23 protein-coding genes, 1 tRNA gene and 1 pseudogene are annotated in these 23434 nt (G+C 70.2%); 13 read left to right on the top strand and 12 right to left on the bottom strand.

What is annotated here, in order from left to right; all coding sequences use genetic code 11:
• Positions 1–126: 126 nt before the first annotated feature.
• Genes paaA through HUV60_RS17180 form a run of 5 tightly spaced genes read left to right on the top strand, consistent with a single transcriptional unit; the run spans position 127 to position 3803 of the window.
• Positions 127–1125 (top strand): 1,2-phenylacetyl-CoA epoxidase subunit PaaA, encoded by a 999-nt coding sequence (gene paaA / locus HUV60_RS17200; protein WP_257850427.1) that lies wholly within the window; start codon positions 127–129, stop codon positions 1123–1125.
• A complete protein-coding gene (paaB, locus tag HUV60_RS17195; RefSeq protein WP_257850428.1) occupies positions 1122–1409 on the top strand; it encodes a 1,2-phenylacetyl-CoA epoxidase subunit PaaB in 288 nt (95 codons plus the stop codon). Before paaA ends, paaB begins: the two co-directional genes overlap by 4 nt.
• Positions 1406–2161, top strand: a complete 756-nt coding sequence (paaC, locus tag HUV60_RS17190; RefSeq protein ID WP_257850429.1) for a 1,2-phenylacetyl-CoA epoxidase subunit PaaC — start codon at positions 1406–1408, stop codon at positions 2159–2161. The genes paaB and paaC overlap by 4 nt, the downstream gene beginning before the upstream one ends.
• A complete protein-coding gene (gene paaD / locus HUV60_RS17185) occupies positions 2155–2745 on the top strand; it encodes a 1,2-phenylacetyl-CoA epoxidase subunit PaaD (RefSeq protein WP_257850430.1) in 591 nt (196 codons plus the stop codon). Before paaC ends, paaD begins: the two co-directional genes overlap by 7 nt.
• Complete coding sequence (locus tag HUV60_RS17180) at positions 2745–3803, top strand: 2Fe-2S iron-sulfur cluster-binding protein (RefSeq protein ID WP_257850431.1); 1059 nt, start codon at positions 2745–2747, stop codon at positions 3801–3803. Before paaD ends, HUV60_RS17180 begins: the two co-directional genes overlap by 1 nt.
• A gap of 635 nt (positions 3804–4438) precedes the next feature.
• On the opposite strand, the gene HUV60_RS17175 is transcribed toward HUV60_RS17180, so the two are convergent.
• The 5 genes from HUV60_RS17175 to HUV60_RS33580 form a co-directional block, all read right to left on the bottom strand.
• Positions 4439–4768, bottom strand: a complete 330-nt coding sequence (locus HUV60_RS17175; RefSeq protein ID WP_257851649.1) for a rhodanese-like domain-containing protein — start codon at positions 4766–4768, stop codon at positions 4439–4441.
• Positions 4769–4842: 74 nt separating this feature from the next.
• The gene (locus HUV60_RS17170) at positions 4843–5700 is read right to left on the bottom strand and encodes a hypothetical protein (protein ID WP_257850432.1); all 858 of its coding nucleotides are present in this window, start codon (positions 5698–5700) and stop codon (positions 4843–4845) included.
• A gap of 636 nt (positions 5701–6336) precedes the next feature.
• Positions 6337–7800, bottom strand: a complete 1464-nt coding sequence (locus tag HUV60_RS17160) for a DUF2252 domain-containing protein (protein WP_257851652.1) — start codon at positions 7798–7800, stop codon at positions 6337–6339.
• A 258-nt stretch (positions 7801–8058) separates the two neighbouring features.
• On the bottom strand, positions 8059–8304 hold the full coding sequence (locus tag HUV60_RS33585; RefSeq protein ID WP_331462000.1) for a hypothetical protein: 246 nt from the start codon (positions 8302–8304) through the stop codon (positions 8059–8061).
• A complete protein-coding gene (locus HUV60_RS33580; RefSeq protein WP_331461999.1) occupies positions 8301–8702 on the bottom strand; it encodes a TetR family transcriptional regulator in 402 nt (133 codons plus the stop codon). The genes HUV60_RS33585 and HUV60_RS33580 overlap by 4 nt, the downstream gene beginning before the upstream one ends.
• A gap of 280 nt (positions 8703–8982) precedes the next feature.
• On the opposite strand from HUV60_RS33580, the gene HUV60_RS17150 reads away from it, so the two are divergent.
• Positions 8983–9114: a hypothetical protein gene (locus HUV60_RS17150; protein ID WP_257850433.1), complete on the top strand. Its 132-nt coding sequence runs from the start codon at positions 8983–8985 to the stop codon at positions 9112–9114.
• Positions 9115–9462: 348 nt separating this feature from the next.
• Here HUV60_RS17150 and HUV60_RS17145 read toward each other — a convergent pair.
• Positions 9463–9546: transfer RNA gene (locus HUV60_RS17145), tRNA-Leu, on the bottom strand.
• 645 nt (positions 9547–10191) lie between these two features.
• On the opposite strand from HUV60_RS17145, the gene HUV60_RS17140 reads away from it, so the two are divergent.
• The 7 genes from HUV60_RS17140 to HUV60_RS17110 all read left to right on the top strand — a co-directional run bounded on the left by HUV60_RS17140 (position 10192) and on the right by HUV60_RS17110 (position 18714).
• Entirely contained in the window at positions 10192–11043 is an 852-nt protein-coding gene (locus tag HUV60_RS17140; protein WP_257850434.1) for an FhaA domain-containing protein, read from the top strand.
• Positions 11044–11053: 10 nt separating this feature from the next.
• Positions 11054–11563, top strand: a complete 510-nt coding sequence (locus tag HUV60_RS17135) for an FHA domain-containing protein FhaB/FipA (RefSeq protein WP_042163133.1) — start codon at positions 11054–11056, stop codon at positions 11561–11563.
• A 132-nt stretch (positions 11564–11695) separates the two neighbouring features.
• Complete coding sequence (locus tag HUV60_RS17130) at positions 11696–13246, top strand: Stp1/IreP family PP2C-type Ser/Thr phosphatase (protein WP_257851653.1); 1551 nt, start codon at positions 11696–11698, stop codon at positions 13244–13246.
• Positions 13247–13273: 27 nt separating this feature from the next.
• Positions 13274–14710 (top strand): FtsW/RodA/SpoVE family cell cycle protein, encoded by a 1437-nt coding sequence (locus tag HUV60_RS17125; RefSeq protein ID WP_257850435.1) that lies wholly within the window; start codon positions 13274–13276, stop codon positions 14708–14710.
• Positions 14707–16179 carry a peptidoglycan D,D-transpeptidase FtsI family protein gene (locus HUV60_RS17120; RefSeq protein WP_257850436.1) on the top strand — a complete coding sequence of 491 codons (1473 nt, stop codon included), beginning with the start codon at positions 14707–14709 and terminating at the stop codon, positions 16177–16179. The genes HUV60_RS17125 and HUV60_RS17120 overlap by 4 nt, the downstream gene beginning before the upstream one ends.
• 169 nt (positions 16180–16348) lie before the next feature.
• The gene (gene pknB, locus HUV60_RS17115) at positions 16349–18355 is read left to right on the top strand and encodes a Stk1 family PASTA domain-containing Ser/Thr kinase (protein ID WP_257850437.1); all 2007 of its coding nucleotides are present in this window, start codon (positions 16349–16351) and stop codon (positions 18353–18355) included.
• Positions 18356–18543: 188 nt separating this feature from the next.
• Entirely contained in the window at positions 18544–18714 is a 171-nt protein-coding gene (locus HUV60_RS17110) for a hypothetical protein (RefSeq protein WP_257850438.1), read from the top strand.
• Positions 18715–19038: 324 nt separating this feature from the next.
• Here HUV60_RS17110 and HUV60_RS17105 read toward each other — a convergent pair whose 3' ends face one another.
• The 6 genes and pseudogenes from HUV60_RS17105 to HUV60_RS17080 form a co-directional block, all read right to left on the bottom strand.
• On the bottom strand, positions 19039–19803 hold the full coding sequence (locus HUV60_RS17105) for a class E sortase (RefSeq protein WP_257850439.1): 765 nt from the start codon (positions 19801–19803) through the stop codon (positions 19039–19041).
• Between the two features lie 13 nt (positions 19804–19816).
• Entirely contained in the window at positions 19817–21013 is a 1197-nt protein-coding gene (locus tag HUV60_RS17100; protein WP_257850440.1) for a class E sortase, read from the bottom strand.
• The gene (locus tag HUV60_RS17095; protein ID WP_257850441.1) at positions 21010–21648 is read right to left on the bottom strand and encodes an aminodeoxychorismate/anthranilate synthase component II; all 639 of its coding nucleotides are present in this window, start codon (positions 21646–21648) and stop codon (positions 21010–21012) included. Before HUV60_RS17095 ends, HUV60_RS17100 begins: the two co-directional genes overlap by 4 nt.
• Entirely contained in the window at positions 21645–21806 is a 162-nt protein-coding gene (locus HUV60_RS17090) for a hypothetical protein (RefSeq protein WP_176726179.1), read from the bottom strand. The genes HUV60_RS17095 and HUV60_RS17090 overlap by 4 nt, the downstream gene beginning before the upstream one ends.
• Before the next feature lie 52 nt (positions 21807–21858).
• Positions 21859–22521, bottom strand: a pseudogene (locus HUV60_RS17085) (class E sortase).
• A gap of 124 nt (positions 22522–22645) precedes the next feature.
• A complete protein-coding gene (locus HUV60_RS17080) occupies positions 22646–23425 on the bottom strand; it encodes a DUF881 domain-containing protein (RefSeq protein WP_257850442.1) in 780 nt (259 codons plus the stop codon).
• Between the last annotated feature and the right edge of the window lie 9 nt (positions 23426–23434).

Here is a 23434-nt window from a genome sequence, read left to right as displayed (position 1 = left end):
CTGTTGACACCTCGCGGCGCCCGTCTCACCATGGAATCGCACGAACCGAACGATCGGTCGGGAGCGTGTTCCGGGAAGAACCCGGGAGAACCCAGGCCGAGAAGAACCCAGGTCGAAGGGGACCTCATGGCGACAGCAGTCGACAGCGTCGGCGCCGACGCGGGTGACAGCGCGCGCGGCGGCGCGGAGTACGAGCGCGCCTTCGACGCGGCCGTCGCCGCCGAAGAGCGGATCGAACCGCGCGACTGGATGCCCGACGCCTACCGCGCCACGCTCGTCCGGCAGATCGCCCAGCACGCGCACTCCGAGATCATCGGCATGCAGCCGGAGGCCAACTGGATCACCCGCGCGCCCTCGCTGCGCCGCAAGGCGATCCTCATGGCCAAGGTGCAGGACGAGGCGGGGCACGGCCTGTATCTCTACAGCGCCGCCGAAACCCTCGGGACGGGGCGCGAGGAGCTGCTGGACAAGTTGCACTCCGGCCGCCAGAAGTACTCCTCGATCTTCAACTACCCCACGCTGACCTGGGCCGACGTCGGCGCGATCGGCTGGCTGGTGGACGGCGCCGCGATCACCAACCAGGTGCCCCTGTGCCGTTGCTCGTACGGCCCGTACGCGCGCGCGATGGTGCGCATCTGCAAGGAGGAGTCCTTCCACCAGCGCCAGGGTTACGAGCTGCTGCTGGCCCTGAGCCGCGGCACCCCGGAGCAGCACGCGATGGCGCAGGACGCGGTGGACCGCTGGTGGTGGCCGTCGCTGATGATGTTCGGCCCGCCCGACAACGAGTCCCAGCACTCCGCGCAGTCGATGGCCTGGAAGATCAAACGGCATTCCAACGACGAGCTGCGGCAGCGCTTCGTCGACATCTGCGTCCCCCAGGCCGAGTCGCTCGGCCTCACCCTCCCCGACCCGGACCTGCGATGGAACGAGGAACAGGGACAGCACGACTTCGGCCCGATCGACTGGACGGAGTTCCGGGACGTCCTGGGGGGCAACGGTCCGTGCAACGAGGAGCGGCTGACCCGGCGCAGGCGTGCCCACGAGGAGGGCGCCTGGGTCAGGGAGTCGGCGGCCTCCTACGCGGCCAAGCACACCACCGGTGAGACAGGAGCGACCCACGGATGACCGACACCGACTGGCCCCTGTGGGAGGTCTTCGTGCGCTCGCGCCGGGGACTGTCCCACACCCATGCCGGCAGCCTGCACGCCCCGGACGCGGAGCTGGCTCTGCGCAACGCCCGCGATCTGTACACCCGCCGCGGCGAGGGCGTCTCGATCTGGGTCGTGCCGTCGTCCACGATCACCGCCTCCTCACCCGACGAGAAGGACCCGTTCTTCGAGCCGGCCGCCGACAAGCCCTACCGGCACCCGACGTTCTACGAGATCCCCGAGGGGGTGCGCCACCTGTGACGACGACACCCCGCTCCGGCACCCGTGCACCCGCCCAGGACACCGTCCTCACGGTGGCCGCACTCGCCCTCGGCGACGATGCCCTGGTGCTCTCCCACCGTCTGGGCGAGTGGGCCGGCCACGCCCCCGTGCTGGAGGAGGAGGTCGCCCTCGCCAACATCGCGCTGGACCTGCTGGGCCAGGCCCGCGTGCTGCTGTCGATGGCGGGCGACGAGGACGAACTGGCGTTCCTCCGCGAGGAGCGCGCCTTCCGCAACCTCCAGCTGGTCGAGCAGCCGAACGGCGACTTCGCCCACACCATCGCCCGCCAGTTGTACTTCTCCGCCTACCAGTACCTCCTGCACACCGGACTCGCCGCCGGGGACGGCCCGCTGGCGCCGCTGGCCGGCAAGGCCGTCAAGGAGGTCGCCTACCACCGCGACCACGCCGAGCAGTGGACCCTGCGGCTCGGCGACGGCACCGACACCGGCCACGCCCGGATGCAGCGGGCCGTGGACGCGCTGTGGCAGTACACCGGCGAGATGTTCCAGCCGGTCGAGGGCCTCGGCGTCGACTGGTCTGGCCTGGAGGCGGCCTGGCTGGAGCGGATCACGCAGGTACTGGGCCGGGCCACCCTCACCGTGCCCGACAGCCCGCGCGCGGGTGCGTGGGCGGCCGGTGCCGGACGCCAGGGGCTGCACACCGAGTCCTTCGGTCGCATGCTCGCCGAGATGCAGCACCTGCACCGAAGCCACCCGGGGGCGACATGGTGACCCCGGCGGCCCTCACTCCACTCGAGGCGGAACTGCTCGAACTGGCCGGTTCGGTACCCGACCCCGAACTGCCCGTGCTGACCCTGCGCGAGCTGGGCGTGGTGCGCGCGGTGCACGCGCGCGGTACGGACACCGTCGAGGTCGAGCTGACCCCCACGTACACGGGGTGTCCGGCCGTCGAGGCGATGTCGGCGGACATAGCGCGGGTGCTGCGTGAGCACGGGGTGCGCGAGGTCACCGTCCGCAGAGTGCTCGCACCCGCTTGGTCGACCGACGACATCACCGACGAAGGGCGCCGCAAGCTGCGGGAGTTCGGCATCGCCCCACCGCGCGTACGGCCGGCTTCGGGAGCGGTCGCGGTGGACCTCGGGCCGACCCGCACGCGTACCCGTGAGCCGTGGGCGAACGGGACGCCCGAGCCCATGTCCGAGGAGGCACCCGCCGAGGCGTCCGGGCCCGTGCGGTGCCCGCACTGCGGCTCCGCCGGCACCGAGCTGCTCAGCCGCTTCTCGTCCACCGCCTGCAAGGCGCTGCGCCGGTGCCTGGACTGCCGTGAACCGTTCGACCACTTCAAGGAGTTGTGATGGCGCGCTTCCACCGGCTCCGGGTGGCCGCCGTCGACCGGCTCACCGACGACTCCGTCGCCCTCACCCTCAGCGTCCCGCCGGACCTGCGTGAGGAGTACCGCTACGCTCCCGGCCAGCACCTGGCCCTGCGGCGCAGGGCCGACGGCGAGGACATCCGGCGCACCTACTCGATCTGCTCCCCGGCACCCGAAGGTGAGGGGCCCGGTACGTTGCGCGTGGGGGTACGTCTGGTCGAGGGCGGCGCCTTCTCGCCGTACGCCCTGAAGGAGGTCGGCGTCGGGGACGAGCTGGAGGTGATGACCCCGGCGGGCCGGTTCACCCTCCCGCCCGCACCCGGCCGGTACGCGGCGATCGTCGGCGGGAGCGGCATCACCCCGGTGCTCTCCATCGTCTCGACCCTTCTGGAGCGCGAGCCCGGAGCCCGGTTCTGTCTGATCCGCAGTGACCGGACGGCCGCCTCGACGATGTTCCTGGAGGAGGTCGCCGACCTGAAGGACCGCTACCCCGACCGGTTCCAGCTGGTGCCGGTGCTCTCGCGGGAGGAGCAGCAGGCGGGCCTGCCGTCCGGACGGCTCGACCAGGAGCGGCTCGCCGCCCTGCTGCCGGCCCTGCTGCCGGTGGGGCAGGTGGACGGCTGGTTCCTGTGCGGCCCGTACGGGCTGGTCGAGGAGGCCGAGCGGGCCCTGCGCGGTCTCGGTGTGGCGCGCTCCCGCATCCACGAGGAGATCTTCCACGTGGACACCGGCTCCCCGGCCGCCCCCACGGCGCCGGCCCCCGCCCACAGCACGGTCACCGCCCTGCTCGACGGACGCGGCGGCACCTGGCCCGTCCGGGAGGGCGAGTCCCTGCTGGAGACGGTGCTGCGCAACCGCCCCGAGGCCCCCTACGCCTGCAAGGGCGGGGTGTGCGGAACGTGTCGCGCCTTCCTCGTCTCGGGCGAGGTGCGGATGAACCGCAACTTCGCGCTGGAGTCGGAGGAGACCGAGGCGGGTTACGTCCTGGCCTGCCAGTCGCGTCCGGTGACGGAAAGGGTGGAGCTGGACTTCGACCGGTGACGGCGGCACGCACCCCTCCCGCAGACACTGCGCCGCCCCGCCCCGGGGCCCCTGCGACGCCGTTCGGTCGGATCGGCTCCGGGGCACCAGGGGGGCCTGCGGGACTCCGGGCGTGGAGCTCCCGCCCTGCCGGGCACCGGGGATGCCGCCGTCGCCGGGATCCGCGCGGCGGAAGGGGTCCGGCGGGCCGTGCGGCCCGCACGGGGATCCGGCACCGACGCGGACCGCCCAACGGCACCGATACCACGCCCGGTCAGGCATCCGGAGCTCCCGCCCGGCCAGGCGCCGGGATGGCGTCCCGCCAGGTGGGGCAGGGGATCAGGACCTCGGAATCCACAGGCCGGGGACGGCGGTCCCGCCGGTTCGGGTGTTCAACCCGCCCCGACGCGACACTTCTCGGGCTGCCGCCTTCACGAAGGCCGCCACGGGCCTCGTACCGGAACGCGAGCGCTTGATCCCCTGCCCCACGCCGTGGGACACGACCGGCGCCGGCACACGAGGAGACCCTGGGAGACCTGCCTGCGTCACGTCCGCCGGGCTGAAACCGATGAAGCGGCGGTGGTGGCCGTGGCGGCGACCGTCACCTCCACGAGGCCCGATGCGCGGCCCGCGACGGCCGCCTGCCCCTCCCTGTACTACAGGACGTGTCCGGGCTGTCCGTCGTCGGTGACGACGGGGCGTCCTTCGGATTCCCACACCTGCATGCCGCCGTCCACGTTCACGGCGTCGATGCCCTGCTGGACCAGATACATCGTGACCTGAGCCGAACGCCCGCCGGAACGGCAGATCACGTGCACCCGGCCGTCCTGCGGGGCCGCCTCGGTCAGCTCGCCGTAACGGGCGACGAATTCGCTGATCGGGATGTGCAGCGCCCCTTCGGCACGACCGGACGCCCACTCGTCGCTCTCGCGGACGTCCAGCAGGAAGTCGTCGTCCTTGAGGTCACAGACCCGGACCGTGGGCACCCCAGTCGCAAAACTCATGCCCCCGACGCTACCGGAAGCCCCGGGCCGGGGCCCACGCCCACGGGACCGGCAGCTCAGCCCTCGAGCGCCTCCAGGGCCGCCAGTTCCGCTTCGCGCTCGGCCACCTGGGCCCGCAGTTGTTCGGCGATCTCCTCCAGGAGGCGGTCCGGGTCGTCGGGGGCCAGCCGGAGCATCGATCCGATGGCACCCTCCTCGAGCTCCTTCGCGACCAGGGTGAGCAGTTCCTTGCGCCGGGCAAGCCATTCGAGCCGGGCGTAGAGCTCTTCGCCGGCGCTCGGGGCCTGCTCCTTCAGCTTGGGGCCCGCCGCCCATTCGGCGGTGAGCTCCCGCAGCTCGGCCTCGCTGCCGCGGGCGTAGGCGGCGTTGACGCGGGTGATGAACTCCTCACGGCGCTGGCGTTCCGCCTCTTCCTGCGCCAGATCCGGGTGAGCCCTGCGGGCGAGGTCTCGGTAGAGCCTGCGCGCCTCCTCGCTGGGCCGCACCCGCTCCGGTGGCCGGACGGGCTGGTCGGTGAGCATGGCCGCGGCCTCGGGGAAGAGACCGTTGCCGTCCATCCAGCCGCCCAGCAGTTCCTCCACACCGGGAATCGGCTGCAGCCGGGAGCGCGCGTCGTCGGCCAGCAGGCGGTCCTCGGAGTCACCGCTGCGGGTGGCCTTGGCCTCCAGGATGCGGGTGTCCAGCTCCTCGAGACGGGCGTACACGGGGCCGAGCCGCTGCTCGTGCAACCGGGAGAAGTTCTCGACCTCGATGCGGAAGGTGTCCACCGCGATCTCGAACTCGATCAGCGCCCGCTCCGCGGCCCGCACGGCCTGCTCCAGCCGCGCCTCGGGCCGCTGCTGCGCACCACCGTCGGCCGCCACCTGCTCCGCGCCGGTGCCGCCGCTGCCCTGCTCACCCTCCGAGGTCGTCACCCGGACAGCGTAGGCCACGACCGCGGCCCCCGGCCTCCGGCCCTCTGTCCCCTGTCTCCACCCCGCCTCCCGACAGCCGTCTCCGTCCCGGCCGACCGGGGTCATGGCCCCACCGGTTCCACCCACACCCCGACCCGATCGGCCCCGACGCCGTGCCCCGGCACCGGGCCGCCGCCGCCACCGCCCCCGCCCTGCATGCCCACCGGCTTGCCCAGCAGCCACCCGAGCACCCGCGGGACCCGCGGAACCCATCGAGTCGCTCCTGCCCCCGAAGCTCCCGCAGATCCACGTCGAAGCCGATCGCGTCCACCGGCCAGAAACGGAAGATCGCCGGCGCATCGGCAGTCGGCCACGCCCGCAGGCCCGGGCACTCCGCGTCGGCCGGACGGGACAGCGCAGCCTCCGCCCGCAAAACCGGCAGCACCGTCCCGCCTTCGGCGTACCCGCGGTCCCCGCCACGCGCGACGACGAGATCGAGAACCGCCTGCCAGGCCTGCGCCGAGGCATCGGGAACACACAGGTCCGGCAGCGCCCCCACCGGGTCCGGGTCGAAGAAGCACGAGACGTCGTCCCGCGACAGATCAGCCACCGGGAAGCCGCCGGAGACGGTGAGACGGTGAGACGGTGAGACGGTGTTCAGACCCCCGTCTCGGCAGCGATCCGGCCCGACCGGACCGCTGCCACCAGGTCCGCGTGGTCCGCCTCCGTGCGGTCGGCGTAGCGGAAGGCGAAGTCGCCCATGGCCTCGTCGAGTTCGTCGTTCTTGCCGCAGTAGCCCGAGATCAGACGGGGGTCGGCACTGTGGGAGTGGGCGCGGGCCAGGAGGGCGCCGGTCATCCGGGCGTAGTCGTCGACCTCGTCGGCGGAGAGGGCCACCGGGTCGACGCTGCCCTTGCGGTTGCGGAACTGCCGTACCTGGAAGGGCCGCCCGTCGACGGTCGTCCAGCCCAGCAGGTTGTCGCTGACCACCTGCACCCGCTTCTGGCCCAGGACCACGCGCCGGCCCTCGTGGTCGGCGTCGGGGACGTCGAAGCCGGCTGTCAGCAGGTGCGGCACCAGCGCCGAGGCTCGGGCCTCCTTCACCTGGAGGACGAGGGGCTCGCCCCGGTGGTCGAGGAGCAGCACGACGTACGAGCGGGTGCCCACGCTGCCCGTACCGACGACGCGGAACGCCACGTCCTGCACCGCGTGCCGGGCCAGCAGCGGAAGCCGGTCGGGCTGGAGGGTGCCGACGTACTGCTCCAGGGAGATGGCCACCGCGAGGGCCTCGGCGTCGGGCACACGGCGCAGCACCGGCGGGGCGTCGACGAAGCGGCGCCCGCCGTCCTCCACGGCCACGGTGGACTTGGCCGCGAAGCGGCCGCTGGTGTTGGCGCGGGCCTTCGCGTAGACCCGCTCCAGCGTGCCGAGCAGATCGTGGGCGTCGGTGTGGGAGACCAGTTCCTCGTCGGCGATGGCGTTCCACGCGTCCAGCACCGGCATCTTCGCCAGCAGCCGCATCGTGCGACGGTAGGCGCCCACCGTGTCACGGGCGGCCTTGCGGCAGGTGTCCTCGTCCGCGCCGACCTCCCGTCCCGCGAGCACCAGCGAGGTGGCGAGCCGCTTGAGGTCCCACTCCCAGGGGCCCCACACCGTCTCGTCGAAGTCGTTCAGATCGATGACCAGCCCGCCGCGCGCGTCGCCGTACAGACCGAAGTTCGCCGCGTGCGCATCGCCGCAGAGCTGCGTGCGGATCCGCGTCATGGGGGTGCGGGCCAGGTCGTGGCCCATCAGGCCCGCCGATCCGCGCAGGAAGGCGAACGGTGTCGCCGCCATCCGGCCCACCCGTATCGGCGTCAGCTCGGGCAGCCGGCCACGACTGGATTCCTCGACCGCGCTGACCGCGTCCGGGCGCGAGGGGTCCAGGCCGAGAGCGGAATGCGCACTGCGCGGCACCAGCCGGCGCAGGGCCTTGCCGTCCTCCTTGGCCGAGCCCTCGGGCGGCCACGCCGCGAAACCCGGTACGCGCGGCAGCCGCCGCGCCTCCCCGGCAGCTGGCTCCGGCTCCGCCCGCTCCGCCGCCCGGCCCGCCCCGGCCCCGCCGGCATCCACCTCGGTCATCACAACCGCCTCCCCGTACGCCCACAGGTACGCCCGTACCCACACGTCGGCCGGCCGCACGCGAACGACGATCCGGCCGTCGGCCCGCCTCGAAGCCGACACGGACACCGGCGCAGGCCACGACATCAACCGTGCCGACCGTACAACCTGGTGGCCGAAACACATCAGGCCCTGTGGACAGCTCCGGGGCTGTGGACAACATCGTCACCCACGCGCACCCCCTGCCACCACCTGGGCGGCGCCCGCCTGTCCCGCCCGCTATCCCGCTCCCTCCTCGGCCACACTTCCCGTGGCCGGTTCCAGTCTCCCTTCCGCGAGGACCCGCCGGCCGCGGTCCGCCGAGATGTCCAACCGGGCCAGCACCGCCGGCACCGCGACGCCCGGCAGCATGTGCTGGAACAGCACCACGACCCGGTGCTCCAGGTCCTGCCGCTGACAGCGCAGCTGTGAGCGGGGCTGCACTCCCGAGAAGCTCGCGACCAGCAGTTCCGCCGTCTCCGTCACCTCGACGTGCGGCAGCAGCTCGCCCCCGCCTTTGCCCCGGCCAGGCTCCGGGCGACCTGGTCGATCCACATCCGGAACGCCGGAGTCCGGTCTGGTCCCAACGCCCCCCGTTCCAGGGCCAGTCCGACACTGGCGCGCACCAGCGGGTCCGTACACAGCCGCAGGGCCAGCACCAGACCGGAGTCGACGAGCTCCTGGAGCTTGCTGGACCGGGGCGGCAGAGCGACCGCCGGCTCCTCCTTGGAGCCGAAGTGGAAGTACGGCGCACCCTTGGTCACCCCGGCCCGGTCCAGGACCTCGCCGACGGTCGCCGAGGTGTAACCACGTTCGTCGAAGACGGCCGCCGCCGCGTCCACAATGGTCCGCCGGGTGCGGATCGCACGCTCCTGTCGCGCCATCGGACGCCTCCTGATCTCTGTGGATCTCTGTAGGCCTCTGTGGATCTCTGTAGGCCTCTGTAGGTCCCGTGGGGCTCGTGGATCGCCGTGAAGTAGCCAGGCGGGAGCAACTCGGTCGCCCTACCGCCGCACCGCACCGCGTTCGAACGCGCGCGGGCCGTGGGTTCGACCCCCAACAATGTGGATCACCCTTGAAAGGACCGGCTCGCCCGTACCTTAGGGCGAAGTCGACCGGATCCAGACCTTCTGTCCGGAGGGTTCCTCACTGCATCACCTCGGCATGCTCACCGTCGACCACTGGTTCAAGGACGACACCCTCTGGGACGCCCTGGGCTGCTCCCCGGGTGAGCCCTTCCTCCGCGCGTTCCCGCACGCAGCCCCCTGGTACCGGTCGTTCACCACCGCCCCCTGACCGACCGCCACCGCGGCCGCCACGCCCACCCGCCCCTGAGCCCGCACCCCGAGGCCAAACCGACCCGTCGGTTTGGCTCTCGCGACAGACGTTCGACAGGCATTCGACACCGCCCCGTGAGCCACGAGGCCACTCGGTCGCACCCTCGAACCCCGACCACCCCACAACCCTCGCCACGACTGCGGAACGTGGCGGCACTCGCACACCTGGTTACCGCGCACTCAGAAGGATCATGAGATGTTCCTCACACGGTCCGAGTCCGTCCCCACCCCGCCCTCATCCCGCCGCACCTGGTCCGGGCATGCGAAACGGGCGGCATCCGAGAGGGATGCCGCCCGTTCGACGGTGTGCGCGAGGGGGGAGTTGAACCCCCACGCCCTTGCGGGCACTGGAACCTGAATCCAGCGCGTCTGCCTATTCCGCCACCCGCGCATTGGGTGTGTCGTCAGGCTCTTCCCCGTGGGGTCCGACGCCCTCCGACTCCTGAACATTAGCACGCTGGTCGGGGTGGGTTCACATCCCTTTCCCCCGCCCCGGCCCCGCCCGCGCTGAGCAGCACCGCTGCCCGTGAGCAGCCCACGAGCGGCCGGTGAGCAGCCTTCAAGCCGCACACCGGCTGCCCTCGAAGCACCCTCCGACCACCCCCGACCACCCCCGCGCCGTCCCACCGCCCCGCCCCTTATCGCTCCCACTCAACCCCGAGAACCGATCGGGAACCGGCGAGAACCGCTTCACGTATCAACCTCGTACCGGTACCCCCCGTCTCCCCAGGTGCCGGGCGGAGTGCGCAGCCGGGTGCGGGACACTGGTCCGCGGCCCCCTCTACGATCCATGGCGGGGACTCGCACAAGCACGGCCGAAGGAGTTCGGAGGAGAGCCCCGAGGAACCCGCCGGGCGTCGACACCCGTCGGCCGGGCGGGCAGGGGGAACCAGCCGATCGACCAGGGCGTGGATACGATCAGTAAGCAGTACCAGTTATGCGGTGCACGCGGCAGCGCACCGGGCAGTAGACGCAGTAGAAGTAGCAGTGGAAGACAGGGCAGTACACAGGACGGCAACGACGGAGGAGGTGCCCCATGGGAGTCCTGAAGAAGTTCGAGCAGCGACTCGAAGGCCTGGTCAACGGCACCTTTGCCAAGGTGTTCAAGTCCGAGGTGCAGCCCGTGGAGATCGCGGGAGCTCTCCAGCGGGAGTGCGACAACAACGCGACCATCTGGAACCGCGACCGCACCGTCGTCCCCAACGACTTCATCGTCGAGCTGAGCACCCCCGACTTCGAGCGGCTCAGCCCGTACTCCGGGCAGCTCGGAGACGAACTCGCCGACATGGTGCGCGACTACGCCAAGCAGCAGCGCTACACCTTTATGGGCCCCATCAAGGTGCACCTGGAGAAGGCGGACGACCTCGACACCGGTCTGTACCGGGTGCGCAGCCGTACGCTCGCCTCCTCCAGCAGCCAGGCGGGCCCCGGCGGACCCGGCACGGGCGGCCCGCCCCCCGGCGGACCCGGCGGCTACGGTTATCCGCCCGCCGGCCCCGCGGCCGGCTCCCCGCCCATGCCGGCCGCGCCGCCGCCCGGCGGTTACGGCTACCCACAACAGCCCGCGGGCGGCCAGCGACCCCCCGCCGCACCCGCGTCAGCCGGACGCACCCGGCACTGGATCGAGATCAACGGCAACCGCCACCAGATCTCCAACGCGACACTCGTACTGGGCCGCAGCACCGAGGCCGACGTGCGGATCGACGACCCCGGCGTCTCCCGCAGGCACTGCGAGATCCGGACCGGAACGCCCTCGACGATCCAGGATCTCGGATCCACCAACGGCATCGTGGTGGACGGACAGCACACCACCCGCGCTACGCTCCGCGACGGCTCGCGGATCGTCGTGGGCAGCACCACCATCATTTACCGGCAAGCCGAAGGGTGAAGCGGGGGCAATGTCAGAGCTGACCCTCACGGTCATGCGGCTGGGTTTCCTGGCCGTTCTGTGGCTGTTCGTGATCGTGGCCGTGCAGGTCATCCGTAGTGACCTGTTCGGCACGCGGGTCACCCAGCGCGGGGCACGCCGGGAGGCCGCCCGGCCGCAACAGAGCGCACGGCAGGCACCACCGCCGCAGCGCCAGCAGTCCGGGGGCGGCCGCCGCGGCCGCAACGCCCCCACCAAGCTGGTCGTGACCGAGGGCACCCTCACGGGCACCACCGTCGCGCTCCAGGGCCAGACCATCACGCTGGGCCGGGCACACGACAGCACGATCGTGCTGGACGACGACTACGCCTCCAGCCGCCATGCCCGGATCTACCCGGACCGCGACGGCCAGTGGATCGTCGAGGACCTGGGTTCCACGAACGGCACCTATCTGGACCGGTCCAGGCTGACGACCCCCACACCGATCGGACCGGGTTCCCCGATCCGCATCGGCAAGACCGTCATCGAGCTGCGGAAGTAGTACGACAATGAGCGAGCGGAGCGAGCACGCAGTGGGGGCCCCCACCCCGGGCCCCGGCGCGCTCCCGACCGGAGGGTGGGCAGTGTGGCTCGACACGACCGGCTGTACCCGGAGCCGACGGGCGAGGTGCGCATGAGTCTGTCCCTGCGCTTCGCCGCCGGATCGCACAAGGGGATGATCCGCGAGGGCAACGAGGACTCCGGTTACGCCGGTCCCCGCCTGCTCGCCATCGCCGACGGCATGGGCGGGGCCGCGGCCGGCGAGGTCGCCTCCTCCGAGGCCATCTCCACCATCGTCTCGCTCGACGACGACGTACCCGGCTCCGACCTGCTCACCTCCCTCGGCTCGGCCGTACAGCGCGCCAACGACCAGCTGCGCATGATGGTCGAGGAGGACCCCCAGCTCGAGGGCATGGGTACCACCCTGACCGCGCTGCTGTGGACCGGCCAGCGCCTCGGCATGGTCCACGTCGGCGACTCCAGGGCCTACCTGCTGCGTGACGGCGTCCTCACCCAGATCACCCAGGACCACACCTGGGTGCAGCGGCTGGTGGACGAGGGCCGGATCACCCAGGAGGAGGCGACCACCCACCCGCAGCGGTCCCTGCTCATGCGGGCCCTCGGCAGCGGCGACCACGTCGAACCCGACCTGTCGATCCGCGAGGTCCGGGCGGGCGACCGGTACCTGATCTGCTCCGACGGCCTGTCCGGCGTGGTCTCCCACCAGACCATGGAGGAGGCCCTCGCCGGCTACCAGGGCCCCGAGGACACCGTCCAGAACCTGATCGAGCTGGCACTGCGCGGCGGCGGCCCGGACAACATCACCGTGATCATCGCCGACGTCCTCGACCTCGACACCGGCGACACCCTGGCCGGCCAGCTGTCCGACGCCCCGGTCGTGGTCGGCGCCGTCGCCGAGAACCAGAACCAGCCCAGCGACAGCAGCGCCATGCAGACCCCGGCCGGCCGCGCCGCCGGACTCGGCCGCAGACGCGGCCAGGGCGGCGGCGGGGACGGCGAGGGTGAGTTCGGCCCGCCCGGCAGCGGCGGCGACGTCACCGGCTTCATCCAGACCGACGGCTTCGGCTACGACGAGGACACCTTCGTCAAACCCCGCAAGAGCCGCCGGTGGCTCAAACTCTCCTTCTTCGGCCTGCTCGCCCTCGCCGTCATCGGCGGCGGCGTCTACAGCGGCTGGCGCTGGACACAGACCCAGTACTACGTCGGCACCAACGGCGAACACGTCGCGCTCTACCAGGGCATCAGCCAGGACCTGGCCTGGGTCTCGCTCTCGAAGGTCGAGAAGGACCACCCCGAGATCGAACTCAAGTACCTGCCGCCCTACCAGCGGGAGCTGGTCGAGGCGACCATCGCCGAGGGCGACCTGCACGGCGCCCGGACGAAGATCGACGAACTCGCGGTACAGGCCTCCGCGTGCAGGAAGGAAGCCGAGCGCCGCGCCACCGACAGCAAGAACAGCGCGAAGACCGGCGAGGGCGAGGCCGGAGGCACCACGGGAACCACACCCGCCTCTTTCACGTCCAAGGCCACGCCGACGCCGACCCCCTCGGGTTCGACCGAGGCACCGCAGCAGTCCACGCCCCCGTCCGCACCTACTCCCAGCCCCGGCCCCAGCCTCTCGGAGGAGGAGCAGAAGGTCGTCTCGCTGTGCGGTAAGCAGTAGGCAAGCCGTGAGAGGCCCTGTCACACGATGAGCAGTACTACCAATCCATCGGCGCAGCACACGTCCACGATCGGTGCGATCGGGGCGCCGAGCCGGCGCAACACCGAGCTCGCGCTGCTCGTCTTCGCCGTCGTCATCCCGGTCTTCGCCTACGCCAACGTCGGGCTGGCCCTCAACGACGAGATCCCGGCCGGCCTGCTGAGCTACGGCCTGGGCCTCGGCCTGATGGCCGGCATCGGCCACCTCGTCGTACGGAAGTTCGCACCGTACGCGGACCCGCTGATGCTGCCGCTGGCCACCCTGCTCAACGGGCTCGGACTCGTCGCCATCTGGCGGCTCGACCAGTCCGAACTCCTCCAGGGAATCAAGCAGGCGGGCACCGCCGCACCCCGGCAGCTGCTCTACACCGCCATGGGCATCGGCCTGTTCGTCGCCGTGCTGGTCTTCCTCAAGGACCACCGCGTCCTGCAGCGCTACACCTACATCTCGATGCTCGGTGCGCTGGTCCTCCTGCTGCTGCCGCTGGTGCCCGGCCTCGGCCAGAACATCTACGGCGCCAAGATCTGGATCAAGGTCGGCAGCTTCTCCATCCAGCCCGGCGAGTTCGCCAAGATCGTCCTGGCGATCTTCTTCGCCGGCTACCTGATGGTGAAGCGCGACGCGCTCGCCCTGGCCAGCCGCCGCTTCATGGGGCTGTACCTGCCGCGCGGACGCGACCTCGGCCCGATCCTCGTCGTCTGGGCGATGTCGATCCTCATCCTCATCTTCGAAACCGACCTCGGCACCTCGCTGCTGTTCTTCGGCATGTTCGTGATCATGCTGTACGTCGCCACCGAACGCACCAGCTGGATCGTCTTCGGCCTGCTGATGTCCGCCGTCGGCGCCGTCGGCGTGGCCAGCTTCGAACCCCACATCCAGCAGCGCGTCGACGCCTGGCTCGACCCGATGAAGGAGTACACCCTCAGCCGGGAAGGCGTCGTCGGCCACTCCGAACAGGCCATGCAGGCACTGTGGGCCTTCGGCTCCGGCGGCACCCTCGGCACCGGCTGGGGCCAGGGCCACTCCGACCTCATCCGGTTCGCCGCCAACTCCGACTTCATCCTCGCCACCTTCGGCGAGGAACTCGGCCTGGCCGGCGTCATGGCCCTGCTCCTGCTCTACGCACTGATCGTGGAACGCGGCGTGCGCACCGCCCTCGCCGCCCGCGACCCCTTCGGCAAACTGCTCGCCATCGGCCTGTCCGGCGCCTTCGCGCTCCAGGTCTTCGTCGTCGCCGGCGGCGTCATGGGCCTGATCCCGCTGACCGGTATGACGATGCCGTTCCTGGCGTACGGCGGTTCGTCCGTCATCGCCAACTGGGCACTGATCGGCATCCTGCTGAGAATCAGCGACACGGCCAGACGCCCCGCCCCCGCCCCCGCCGCCAACCCCGACGCCGAGATGACCCAGGTGGTCCGCCCGTGAACAAGCCCCTGCGCCGAATCGCGATCTTCTGCGGCCTCCTCATCCTCACGCTCCTCATCCGCGACAACTGGCTCCAGTACGTCCAGGCCGACGAGCTGAGGACCGACGAGCACAACCGCCGGGTCGCCATCGAGCGGTACGCGTCACCGCGCGGCAACATCATCGTCGGCGGCGAACCGATCACCGGACACGCCACCACCAAGGGCGACTTCAAGTACAAGCGCACCTACAAGGACGGCGCCATGTGGGCGCCGGTCACCGGCTTCGTCTCCCAGGCCTTCGGCGCCAACCAGCTGGAGTCCATCGAGGACGGCATCCTCACCGGCAACGACGACCGCCTGTTCTTCCGCAACACGCTCGACATGCTGACGGGCAAGAACAAGGAGGGCGGCAACGTCGTCACCACTCTCAACGCCGACGCGCAGAAGGCCGCCTACGAGGGACTGAAGAAGCAGGGCGGCAAGGGCTCCGTCGTCGCCATCGAACCCTCCACCGGCAAGATCCTCTCGCTCGCCTCCTTCCCCTCCTACGACCCGTCCACGATCGCCGGCGACGGCGCCGAGGACGCCGAGGCGTGGCAGAAGCTGCAGAAGAAGGACAACGACGACGACCCGATGCTGAACCGGGCCCTGCGCGAGGTCTACCCGCCCGGCTCCACCTTCAAGGTCCTCACCGCGGCCGCCGCCCTGGAGGAGGGCCTGTACGAGAGCGCGGACGACAAGACCGACACTCCCCTGCCGTGGGTCATGCCGGGCACCACGACCGAGCTCAAGAACGACGGCGACCTCCCCTGCGAGGACGCCACCCTCCGCGAAGCACTCCGCGTCTCCTGCAACACCGTCTTCGGCAAGATCGGCGCCGACCTCGGCAACGACACGATGCTCGAGTACGCCAAGAAGTTCGGCTTCACCGAGGAGCAGTTCACCCCGGTCCGCTCCAGCTCCTCGATCTTCTCCGACGACATGAACGAGTCGCAGACCGCGCTCTCCTCCATCGGCCAGTTCAACACCGCCGCCACTCCACTGCAGATGGCCATGGTCACCGCCGCCATCGCCAACGACGGCACCCTGATGCAGCCCTACATGGTCGACGAACTCCAGGCCCCGAGCCTCGACACCATCGAGAAGGTGGACCCGGAGGAGCTGAGCAAGCCGATGTCGGCGGAGAACGCCCAGATCCTCCAGTCGATGATGGAGACCGTCGTCTCCGAGGGCACCGGCTCCAACGCGCAGATCGACGGCGTCACGGTGGGCGGCAAGACGGGTACCGCCCAGCACGGTGTGGACAACAGCGAGAACCCCTACGCGTGGTTCATCTCCTACGCCAAGGGTGAGGACGGCACCTCGCCGGTGGCCGTCGCCGTGATCATCGAGGACGACAACGCCGTACGGGGCGACATCTCCGGTGGTGGCCTCGCGGCCCCGATCGCGAAGAGCGTGATGGAGGCGGTCGTCAAGGGCAAGCAGTGACCCCGATCACGTCCGCTGCCCATAGGTGCACGTAGCGGTACCGGTCCTGTATCGGCTGCGGTACTTGGCCAGGTCACACAAAGCGAGCCGGGTACGGTAGGCCCGGACGGCAGCCTCCGGTCGCACGAACGTGCCGGCCGGGACCGACGGAGAGGGCTGGTAGGTAGCTATGGAAGAGCCGCGTCGCCTCGGCGGCCGGTACGAACTGGGCCAGGTGCTCGGCCGCGGAGGCATGGCAGAGGTCTACCTCGCCCATGACACCCGCCTCGGCCGCACCGTTGCAGTGAAGACGCTCCGCGCCGACCTCGCGCGCGACCCGTCCTTCCAGGCCCGGTTCCGCCGGGAGGCCCAGTCGGCCGCCTCGCTCAACCATCCCGCGATCGTCGCGGTCTACGACACGGGCGAGGACTACATCGACGGGGTCTCCATCCCGTACATCGTCATGGAGTACGTCGACGGCTCCACGCTCCGTGAACTCCTGCACAGCGGCCGCAAGCTGCTGCCGGAGCGGACGCTGGAGATGACCATCGGCATCCTCCAGGCCCTGGAGTACTCGCACCGGGCCGGCATCGTCCACCGCGACATCAAGCCCGCGAACGTCATGCTGACGCGCAACGGCCAGGTCAAGGTCATGGACTTCGGCATCGCCCGCGCCATGGGCGACTCCGGCATGACGATGACGCAGACCTCGGCGGTCATCGGCACCGCGCAGTACCTCTCGCCGGAGCAGGCCAAGGGCGAACAGGTCGACGCCCGCTCCGACCTGTACTCCACCGGCTGTCTGCTGTACGAACTCCTGACCGTCCGACCGCCGTTCGTCGGCGACTCCCCGGTCGCGGTCGCCTACCAGCACGTCCGGGAGGAACCGCAGGCTCCGAGCGTCTTCGACCCCGAGGTCACGCCCGAGATAGACGCGATCACGCTGAAGGCGCTCGTCAAGGACCCCGACTACCGCTACCAGTCGGCCGACGAGATGCGCGCCGACATCGAGGCCTACCTCGACGGCCAGCCCGTTGCCGCCGCCACGATGGGCGCGGCCGGCTACGGCGGCTACCCCGACAACCAGCCGACGACGGCCCTGCGCTCGGACTCCGGCGCCGCGACGTCGATGCTGCCCCCCATGAACCCGGACGACGGCGGCTACGGCTACGACGACCGTCCCGGCCGGCGCCGCCAGCAGAAGAAGAACAACAACAACACCTCGACGATCCTGCTGGTCGCGGCAGGCGTCCTGGTCCTGATCGGCGCCATCCTCATCGGCCGCTGGGCCTTCTCCGGCAACGGAGGCGTGGGCAACGACAACGTCGCGGTCCCGAACTTCGTCGGCACGACCAAGGCAGCCGCGGAGAAACAGGCCACCAACACGGACCTGGTCCTGGCGTTCACCTCGAAACCCTGCGAGGACCAGACCAAGGGCAACATCTGCAGCCAGGACATCGATCCGGGCACCGACGTCAAGAAGGAGTCCACCGTCAGCCTCGTGGTGTCCACCGGGGCGCCCAAGGTGGCGGTGCCGAGCGTCGTCGGCGACAACGTCGACGACGCCACGGCGGAGCTGGAGGGCGACGAGTACGCCTTCGTCGTCAAGACGGAGGAGAAGGAGTCCTCGGAGACAGCGGGCACCGTCCTCGAACAGGACCCGGCTCTCGGCGAGGAGGTCGAGAAGGGCACCACCGTCACCCTCACCGTCGCCAAGGCGGTAGCCAGGTCGACGGTCCCGGACGTCCTCGGCAGGACGTGCGACGACGCCAAGGCCCAGATGACCGACAACGACCTGGTGGGCGCCTGCACCGAGCAGGAGGTCGACGACCAGAACCAGGTCGGCAAGGTCATCTCGACCACGCCGGGCGCCAACCAGCAGGTCGACAAGAACTCCCAGGTGCAGATCGTCGTCGGCAAGGCCAAGGCGAACGAGAAGGTCACCGTCCCGAACGTCAACGGCCAGAACCTGAAGGACGCCCAGAAGTTGCTCCAGGACGCCGGACTGGCGGTCGGCGAGATCAAGGGCTCGCAGGACCCCAACTCCCGCGTCATCGGCGCCGACCCGGGCCAGGGCAACCAGATCGACAAGGGTAAGGCGGTCAGCCTCTTCACCCTGGACCAGGGCGGCAACAACGGCGGCAACAACGGCGGCGGCCTCTTCGGCGGCCTCACCGGCGGCAACGAGGACGACTGACCCGCCTCCGGCACCCCGGACACGACGGAGCCCCGGCGCCCTCTTGGAGGGGACCGGGGCTCCGTCATGGGTCCCGGCCTGAACACGCGTCCCCACTTCGCTCGCTCCTTCGCCTTCCACCGCTCGTTGATCGGGTGGGGTGAGGCGTCCGAGTTCTGCTCCGACCACGAGAACCGAAGGAGCAGAAGGTGATCGAGGAATCGGTACTGCTGGAATCACAGACGCTGCGCAGCAGTGTGCTGGACCGCACGGACACGCTCGGGAAGGACAAGGCCCTGTCACCGCTGCCGGACGGGATGCCTGTGACGACGGCGGTGATGGCGGCGTACTGGCGAGGGTGGCGGCGTACTTCGGGGTAAGCCGCAAGGCCATCGAGTCACTGGTGTTCGATCACCGGGAGGAAACGGCTGCCAACGGGTACCGCGTATTGGCAGGTACGGTACAGAACCGACCTCCTTCAAGGAGGTCAGTGGGATCCGGTCGCGCCCCCGGTCCCTCGCCCTCCACTCCCGCCGTGCCGTCCTCAACGTCGCCATGCTGCTCCGTGACAGCGAAGTAGCACGTCAGGTGCGTGCCTACCTCCTGGACCTGGAGTACCTGGCCCGCACACAGCCTAGAGAAAGTTGCGGCTGCGGGCCTTCACCATGTCAGGCGACCGAGATACTCGAAGTAACTCTGTCGCCTCAGCGCAGTTCCTCCGGCGGCGTCCGGTCCTCGTCGACCTTCTCCGTGCGGACCAGTTCGCCCCAGACGACGTAGCGGTACTTGCTGGTGTACAACGGCGTGCAGGTCGTCAGGGTGATGTAGTGGCCGGCCTTCTTGCGGCCGGACTCCTCGGGCACCTTCGCAAGGACGTCCACGTTGTACTTCGAGGTCTCGGGAAGGGTCGCGTACGTCTTGTAGACGTACCAGGTGTCCTTCGTCTCGAAGATGATCGGGTCACCGTCCTTGATCTTGTGGATGTCGTGGAACTTGGCCCCGTGACCGTCCCGGTGTGCGGCCAGCGAGAAGTTGCCCTTCTTGCCGGACGTCGGCAGGGTCGCCTTCACGGGGTCGGTGTAGTAGCCGGCGACGCCGTCGTTGAGCACCTTCGTCGTGGTGCCCTTCTCGATCAGAATGCCGTCACCCATCGCGGGCACGTGCAGGAAGCCGATGCCGTTCTTGCTGTCGTAGGAGGCGGGGCCGTCACCAGTGCCGTCGCCGCCGGGCCCCTGGGCCCAGTTGTCGCGCACCTTGTCCGCCTGCTTCCCCGCCTCGCGGTCGGCGAGCACGTTCGTCCACCACAGTGAGTAGACGACGAACAGGCCGAGCACCAGGCCCGCGGTGATGAGGAGTTCCCCGAGGGCGCCGGCCAGCATCGCGCCCGGCCCCATACGGCGGCGGGCCGGAGGCGACGGTGACGCGGGCCCGGCGGTGTGCTCTTCGGTGTCGTCGGCGGTCGCTGCCACGTTTCCTCTGCCCTTAACTGACGAGCGCATCCGGCTTGCCCTTGCTGCGCGGCCGTTCCTCGTCCATTTTGCCCCAGACGATCATGCGGTACTTGCTGGTGAACTCCGGCGTGCAGGTGGTCAGCGTGATGTAGCGGCCCGGCTCGGTGAAGCCCGACTCCTTCGGAACCGGTTCGAGGACGCTCACGTTGCTCGGCGGTGTCACCGGCAGGATCGACGCCATCTTGTAGACGAAGTACGTGTCCTGCGTCTCCACGACGATCGGATCGCCCGGCTCCAGCCGGTTGATGTACCGGAACGGCTCCCCGTGCGTGTTGCGGTGTCCCGCGACCCCGAAGTTGCCCTCCTTGTCGTCGGGCATCGCCGTCTTCAGGGCGCCCTCCGCGTAGTGACCCACCATTCCCCGGTCGAGCACCTTCTTGCTGTCGATGCCCTCGGCGATCGGCACCACCACGTCCAGCCGTGGAATGTGCAGCAGCGCGAAACCCTGCCCCGGCTCGAACGCGCCCGGCTTGCGCTCTCCGTTGGCCCAGTCGCTCTGGAGATCGCTGGCCTCCCGGCCGGCCTGTGCCTGCGCGCGCACGTTCGTCCACCACAACTGGTAGGTGACGAACAGCAGCATCAGCACACCACAGGTGATGAACACCTCGCCGATCCCCCGGCTCGCGACGGCGGCGGGACTGGCCTTCCGCTCCCGGGCCCGCCGCCGCGCCTCCACGCGCGAGAGCGGCGCCCGGGGCCCGCTACGGCTCTGCGGGGCATCGCGGACCTCGGGGGGACTGTTCGTCCCGCCACGGCGCCCCTGGCGCCTCTTGGCGGCCTTCCTGCGATCCGCCCGGCCCCCGGCAGCCACCGGGGACTCCCTGTGCTGCGGCGGCGGATCAGGGATCCGCAGCGCCATCGTCTCCTCGTCGACGGGCGGCAGGTACGCGCCCTCGTCGACGGGCGGCAGGTACACGGTGCTGTCCTCGGCCCCGGCCGCACCGCTGCCGACCGAGCCTGGGCCGGCCGAGCCCGCGCCGCCGTAGGAGTAGGCGCCCTGCTGGGTGGTGTCGTACCAGTCGCCGTCCCCGAGCGTGCCGGGTGCCCCGTACGGCTGCTGCTGCCCGTACGAGGTCCCCTGTTCGCCGCCGGTGCCGTACGAGGAGCCGTCCGTGAAGGACTCCCCGTGCCCGGCACCGGACTCGCGCTCGGGGCGCAGCGCGGTCACGCCGGCGACCTGCCCACCACCGGGGCGAGCCCCGCCGATCTCGCCGGCGCTCCCTCGTCCCCGCACTCCACCAGCCAGTTGGCCAGCATCCGGTGCCCATGCTCGGTGAGCACGGATTCGGGGTGGAACTGCACACCTTCGACACGCACTTCACGGTGGCGCAGACCCATCACGATGCCGTCCGGCGTCCGGGCCGTCACTTCCAGCTCCTTCGGCACGGTGTCCGGCTCGGCGGCCAGCGAGTGATAGCGCGTCGCCGTGAACGGCGACGGCAGGCCCGCGAACACACCCTGGCCCTCGTGCTCGACCCGCGAGGTCTTTCCGTGCAGCAACTCGGGCGCACGGTCCACGACACCGCCGTAGGCCACCTGCATGGACTGCATGCCGAGGCAGACACCGAAAACGGGCACCCCGGTCGACGCGCAGTGCCGCACCATGTCCACACAGACCCCGGCCTGCTCGGGAGTGCCGGGCCCCGGGGACAGCAGAACGCCGTCGAAACCGTCCTGCGCATGCGCCGTCGACACCTCGTCGTTGCGCAGGACCTCACACTCGGCGCCCAGTTGGTACAGGTACTGGACCAGGTTGAAGACGAAGCTGTCGTAGTTGTCGACCACGAGAATGCGCGCGCTCACTGGTTGTCCACCGTCACATCGTTGAAGGGCAGCAGCGGCTCGGCCCAGGGAAAGACGTACTGGAAGAGGACATAGACCACAGCGATGATCAGCACGAGCGAGATGAGTGCCCGCACCCATCCGTTCCCCGGCAGATGCCGCCAGATCCAGCTGTACATGCCGTCCCTTCCGTCGCACCACGGCACCAGACCCACGCCGTACGTCACCAGACTAACGGCGCAACGCCTCCGGTTTCCCGGCCTCCACAGGCTGTGTGGAGGCCGGATACGCCCAGACGACCAACAGGTGGCTGCGCCCCCGTCCCGGTTCGCACGTCGTCAGCGTCAGACAGCGACCCGGACGCGTGTACCCGGAAGTACGTGGCACAGGGTCGATTACCTCGATGTCCGTCAGCACCGTTTTGTACGGGCCCCGGTCGATCCGGTACGTGGACCAGGTCGTCCCGTTGGTCAGCACCACCGCGTCACCCCGCCTGAGCCGGGGAAAGTCCTTGAACGGGTCACCATGGGTGCCCGGTGGCAGGCGACGGCGAAGTTTCCCTCACGGGCCCGGCTGCGCGGTGTTCGCGTAGCGTCCGAGCCCCTTCTTCAGGGTCCCGGTCTCCGTGCCTTCGAGCACGGGCTTGTTCCACGTGAAACCAAGACGCGGGATGTACATGATCGCGAAAGGCTTTCCGTGACGTACGGCTTCGGCTCCAAAGAGCCCGCAGGGGCAGCGCCGGCACCGGACCTCGCGGTGGGCACGGGCGAGGACGTGGCGGTCGGCACGGGCGCTCCCGCTCGCCCACAGGTCCTCGAGGCGAGCGATCCGGTCATTCATGACCTGGCCGGCCCTGGCCCCGGTCCGGAAGAGGACGTAGACGACGAAGAGCATGATCAGGGTGCCGACGGTGATGCGCAGTTCGCGACGGCCCTGACGATCACACACCGGCGGCCCCGGCCTCGCCCCGGCCTCGCCCCCGGTCCCCGTCCCGGTCCGGAATCCGCCCCCCGGGGCTCTATCCCACAGGCTTCGCGTAGTGCAGGTCCACGGTGCCCGAGTAGCCGGGCAGCGTCACCGGCCCGTCGTCCTCCACCTTCCAGCCGAGCCCGTAGACGTTGACGTACACCATGTAGTTCTGGACCGACGGGGAGGCCGCGAGCGCGTTCTTCAGCTTCTCCGGGTCACCGACCGCCGTGATCTTGTACGGCGGCGAGTAGACACGGCCCTGGAGGATCAGGGTGTTGCCCACACAGCGCACCGCGCTGGTGGAGATCAGCCGCTGGTCCATGACCTTGATGCCCTCGGCGCCGCCCTGCCACATCGCGTTCACCACGGCCTGGAGGTCCTGCTGGTGGATGACCAGATAGTCGGGCTCCGGCTCGGGGTATCCGGGAAGCTTGGCGGTAGCGTCCGGCGGGGCATCGTCGAGTGTGACCGTGACGGCCTCGCCCTCGAGTTCCCGCGTCCCCGCGCGGCGTTCCAGGCCGGCGAGTTCGTCGTCCTCCGCCACGCTCCTGCCGGAGTCGCGCTCGGCGAGGGACTCGACGTCCCCGCGCAGGGCCCCGTTGGACTCCTCCAGCTCACCGTTCTTGTGGCTGCGCTCGTGAATGAGGTCGGACAGCTTCAGCAGGGAATCGTCCGTGCGGATGTTGGTCCCCTTCGCCGTGTTGAAGCTGGTGAAGAAGAGCAGACCCGCGAGGGCGAAGACACCCGCGGTGAAAATCCGGACAGGCCGGAAGCGCCGTCGGCGGACAGGGCTGGATTCCCTCCCGGGGAAGTCGGCAGAATTGCTCAACGTACCCTT

This window comes from Streptomyces sp. KMM 9044 (assembly GCF_024701375.2).
Taxonomy (GTDB): Bacteria; Actinomycetota; Actinomycetes; order Streptomycetales; family Streptomycetaceae; genus Streptomyces.
This window is presented reverse-complemented; position numbering and strand designations above follow the sequence as displayed.

Coding starts and splice junctions, on each gene's coding strand:
- paaA (WP_257850427.1), top strand. CDS start 127: ATGGCGACAGCAGTCGACAGCGTCGGCGCCGACGCGGGTGACAGCGCG.
- paaB (WP_257850428.1), top strand. CDS start 1,122: ATGACCGACACCGACTGGCCCCTGTGGGAGGTCTTCGTGCGCTCGCGC.
- paaD (WP_257850430.1), top strand. CDS start 2,155: ATGGTGACCCCGGCGGCCCTCACTCCACTCGAGGCGGAACTGCTCGAA.
- HUV60_RS17180 (WP_257850431.1), top strand. CDS start 2,745: ATGGCGCGCTTCCACCGGCTCCGGGTGGCCGCCGTCGACCGGCTCACC.
- HUV60_RS17160 (WP_257851652.1), bottom strand. CDS start 7,800: ATGACCGAGGTGGATGCCGGCGGGGCCGGGGCGGGCCGGGCGGCGGAG.
- HUV60_RS33580 (WP_331461999.1), bottom strand. CDS start 8,702: ATGGCGCGACAGGAGCGTGCGATCCGCACCCGGCGGACCATTGTGGAC.
- HUV60_RS17150 (WP_257850433.1), top strand. CDS start 8,983: ATGCTCACCGTCGACCACTGGTTCAAGGACGACACCCTCTGGGACGCC.
- HUV60_RS17140 (WP_257850434.1), top strand. CDS start 10,192: ATGGGAGTCCTGAAGAAGTTCGAGCAGCGACTCGAAGGCCTGGTCAAC.
- HUV60_RS17135 (WP_042163133.1), top strand. CDS start 11,054: ATGTCAGAGCTGACCCTCACGGTCATGCGGCTGGGTTTCCTGGCCGTT.
- HUV60_RS17130 (WP_257851653.1), top strand. CDS start 11,696: ATGAGTCTGTCCCTGCGCTTCGCCGCCGGATCGCACAAGGGGATGATC.
- HUV60_RS17125 (WP_257850435.1), top strand. CDS start 13,274: ATGAGCAGTACTACCAATCCATCGGCGCAGCACACGTCCACGATCGGT.
- pknB (WP_257850437.1), top strand. CDS start 16,349: ATGGAAGAGCCGCGTCGCCTCGGCGGCCGGTACGAACTGGGCCAGGTG.
- HUV60_RS17090 (WP_176726179.1), bottom strand. CDS start 21,806: ATGTACAGCTGGATCTGGCGGCATCTGCCGGGGAACGGATGGGTGCGG.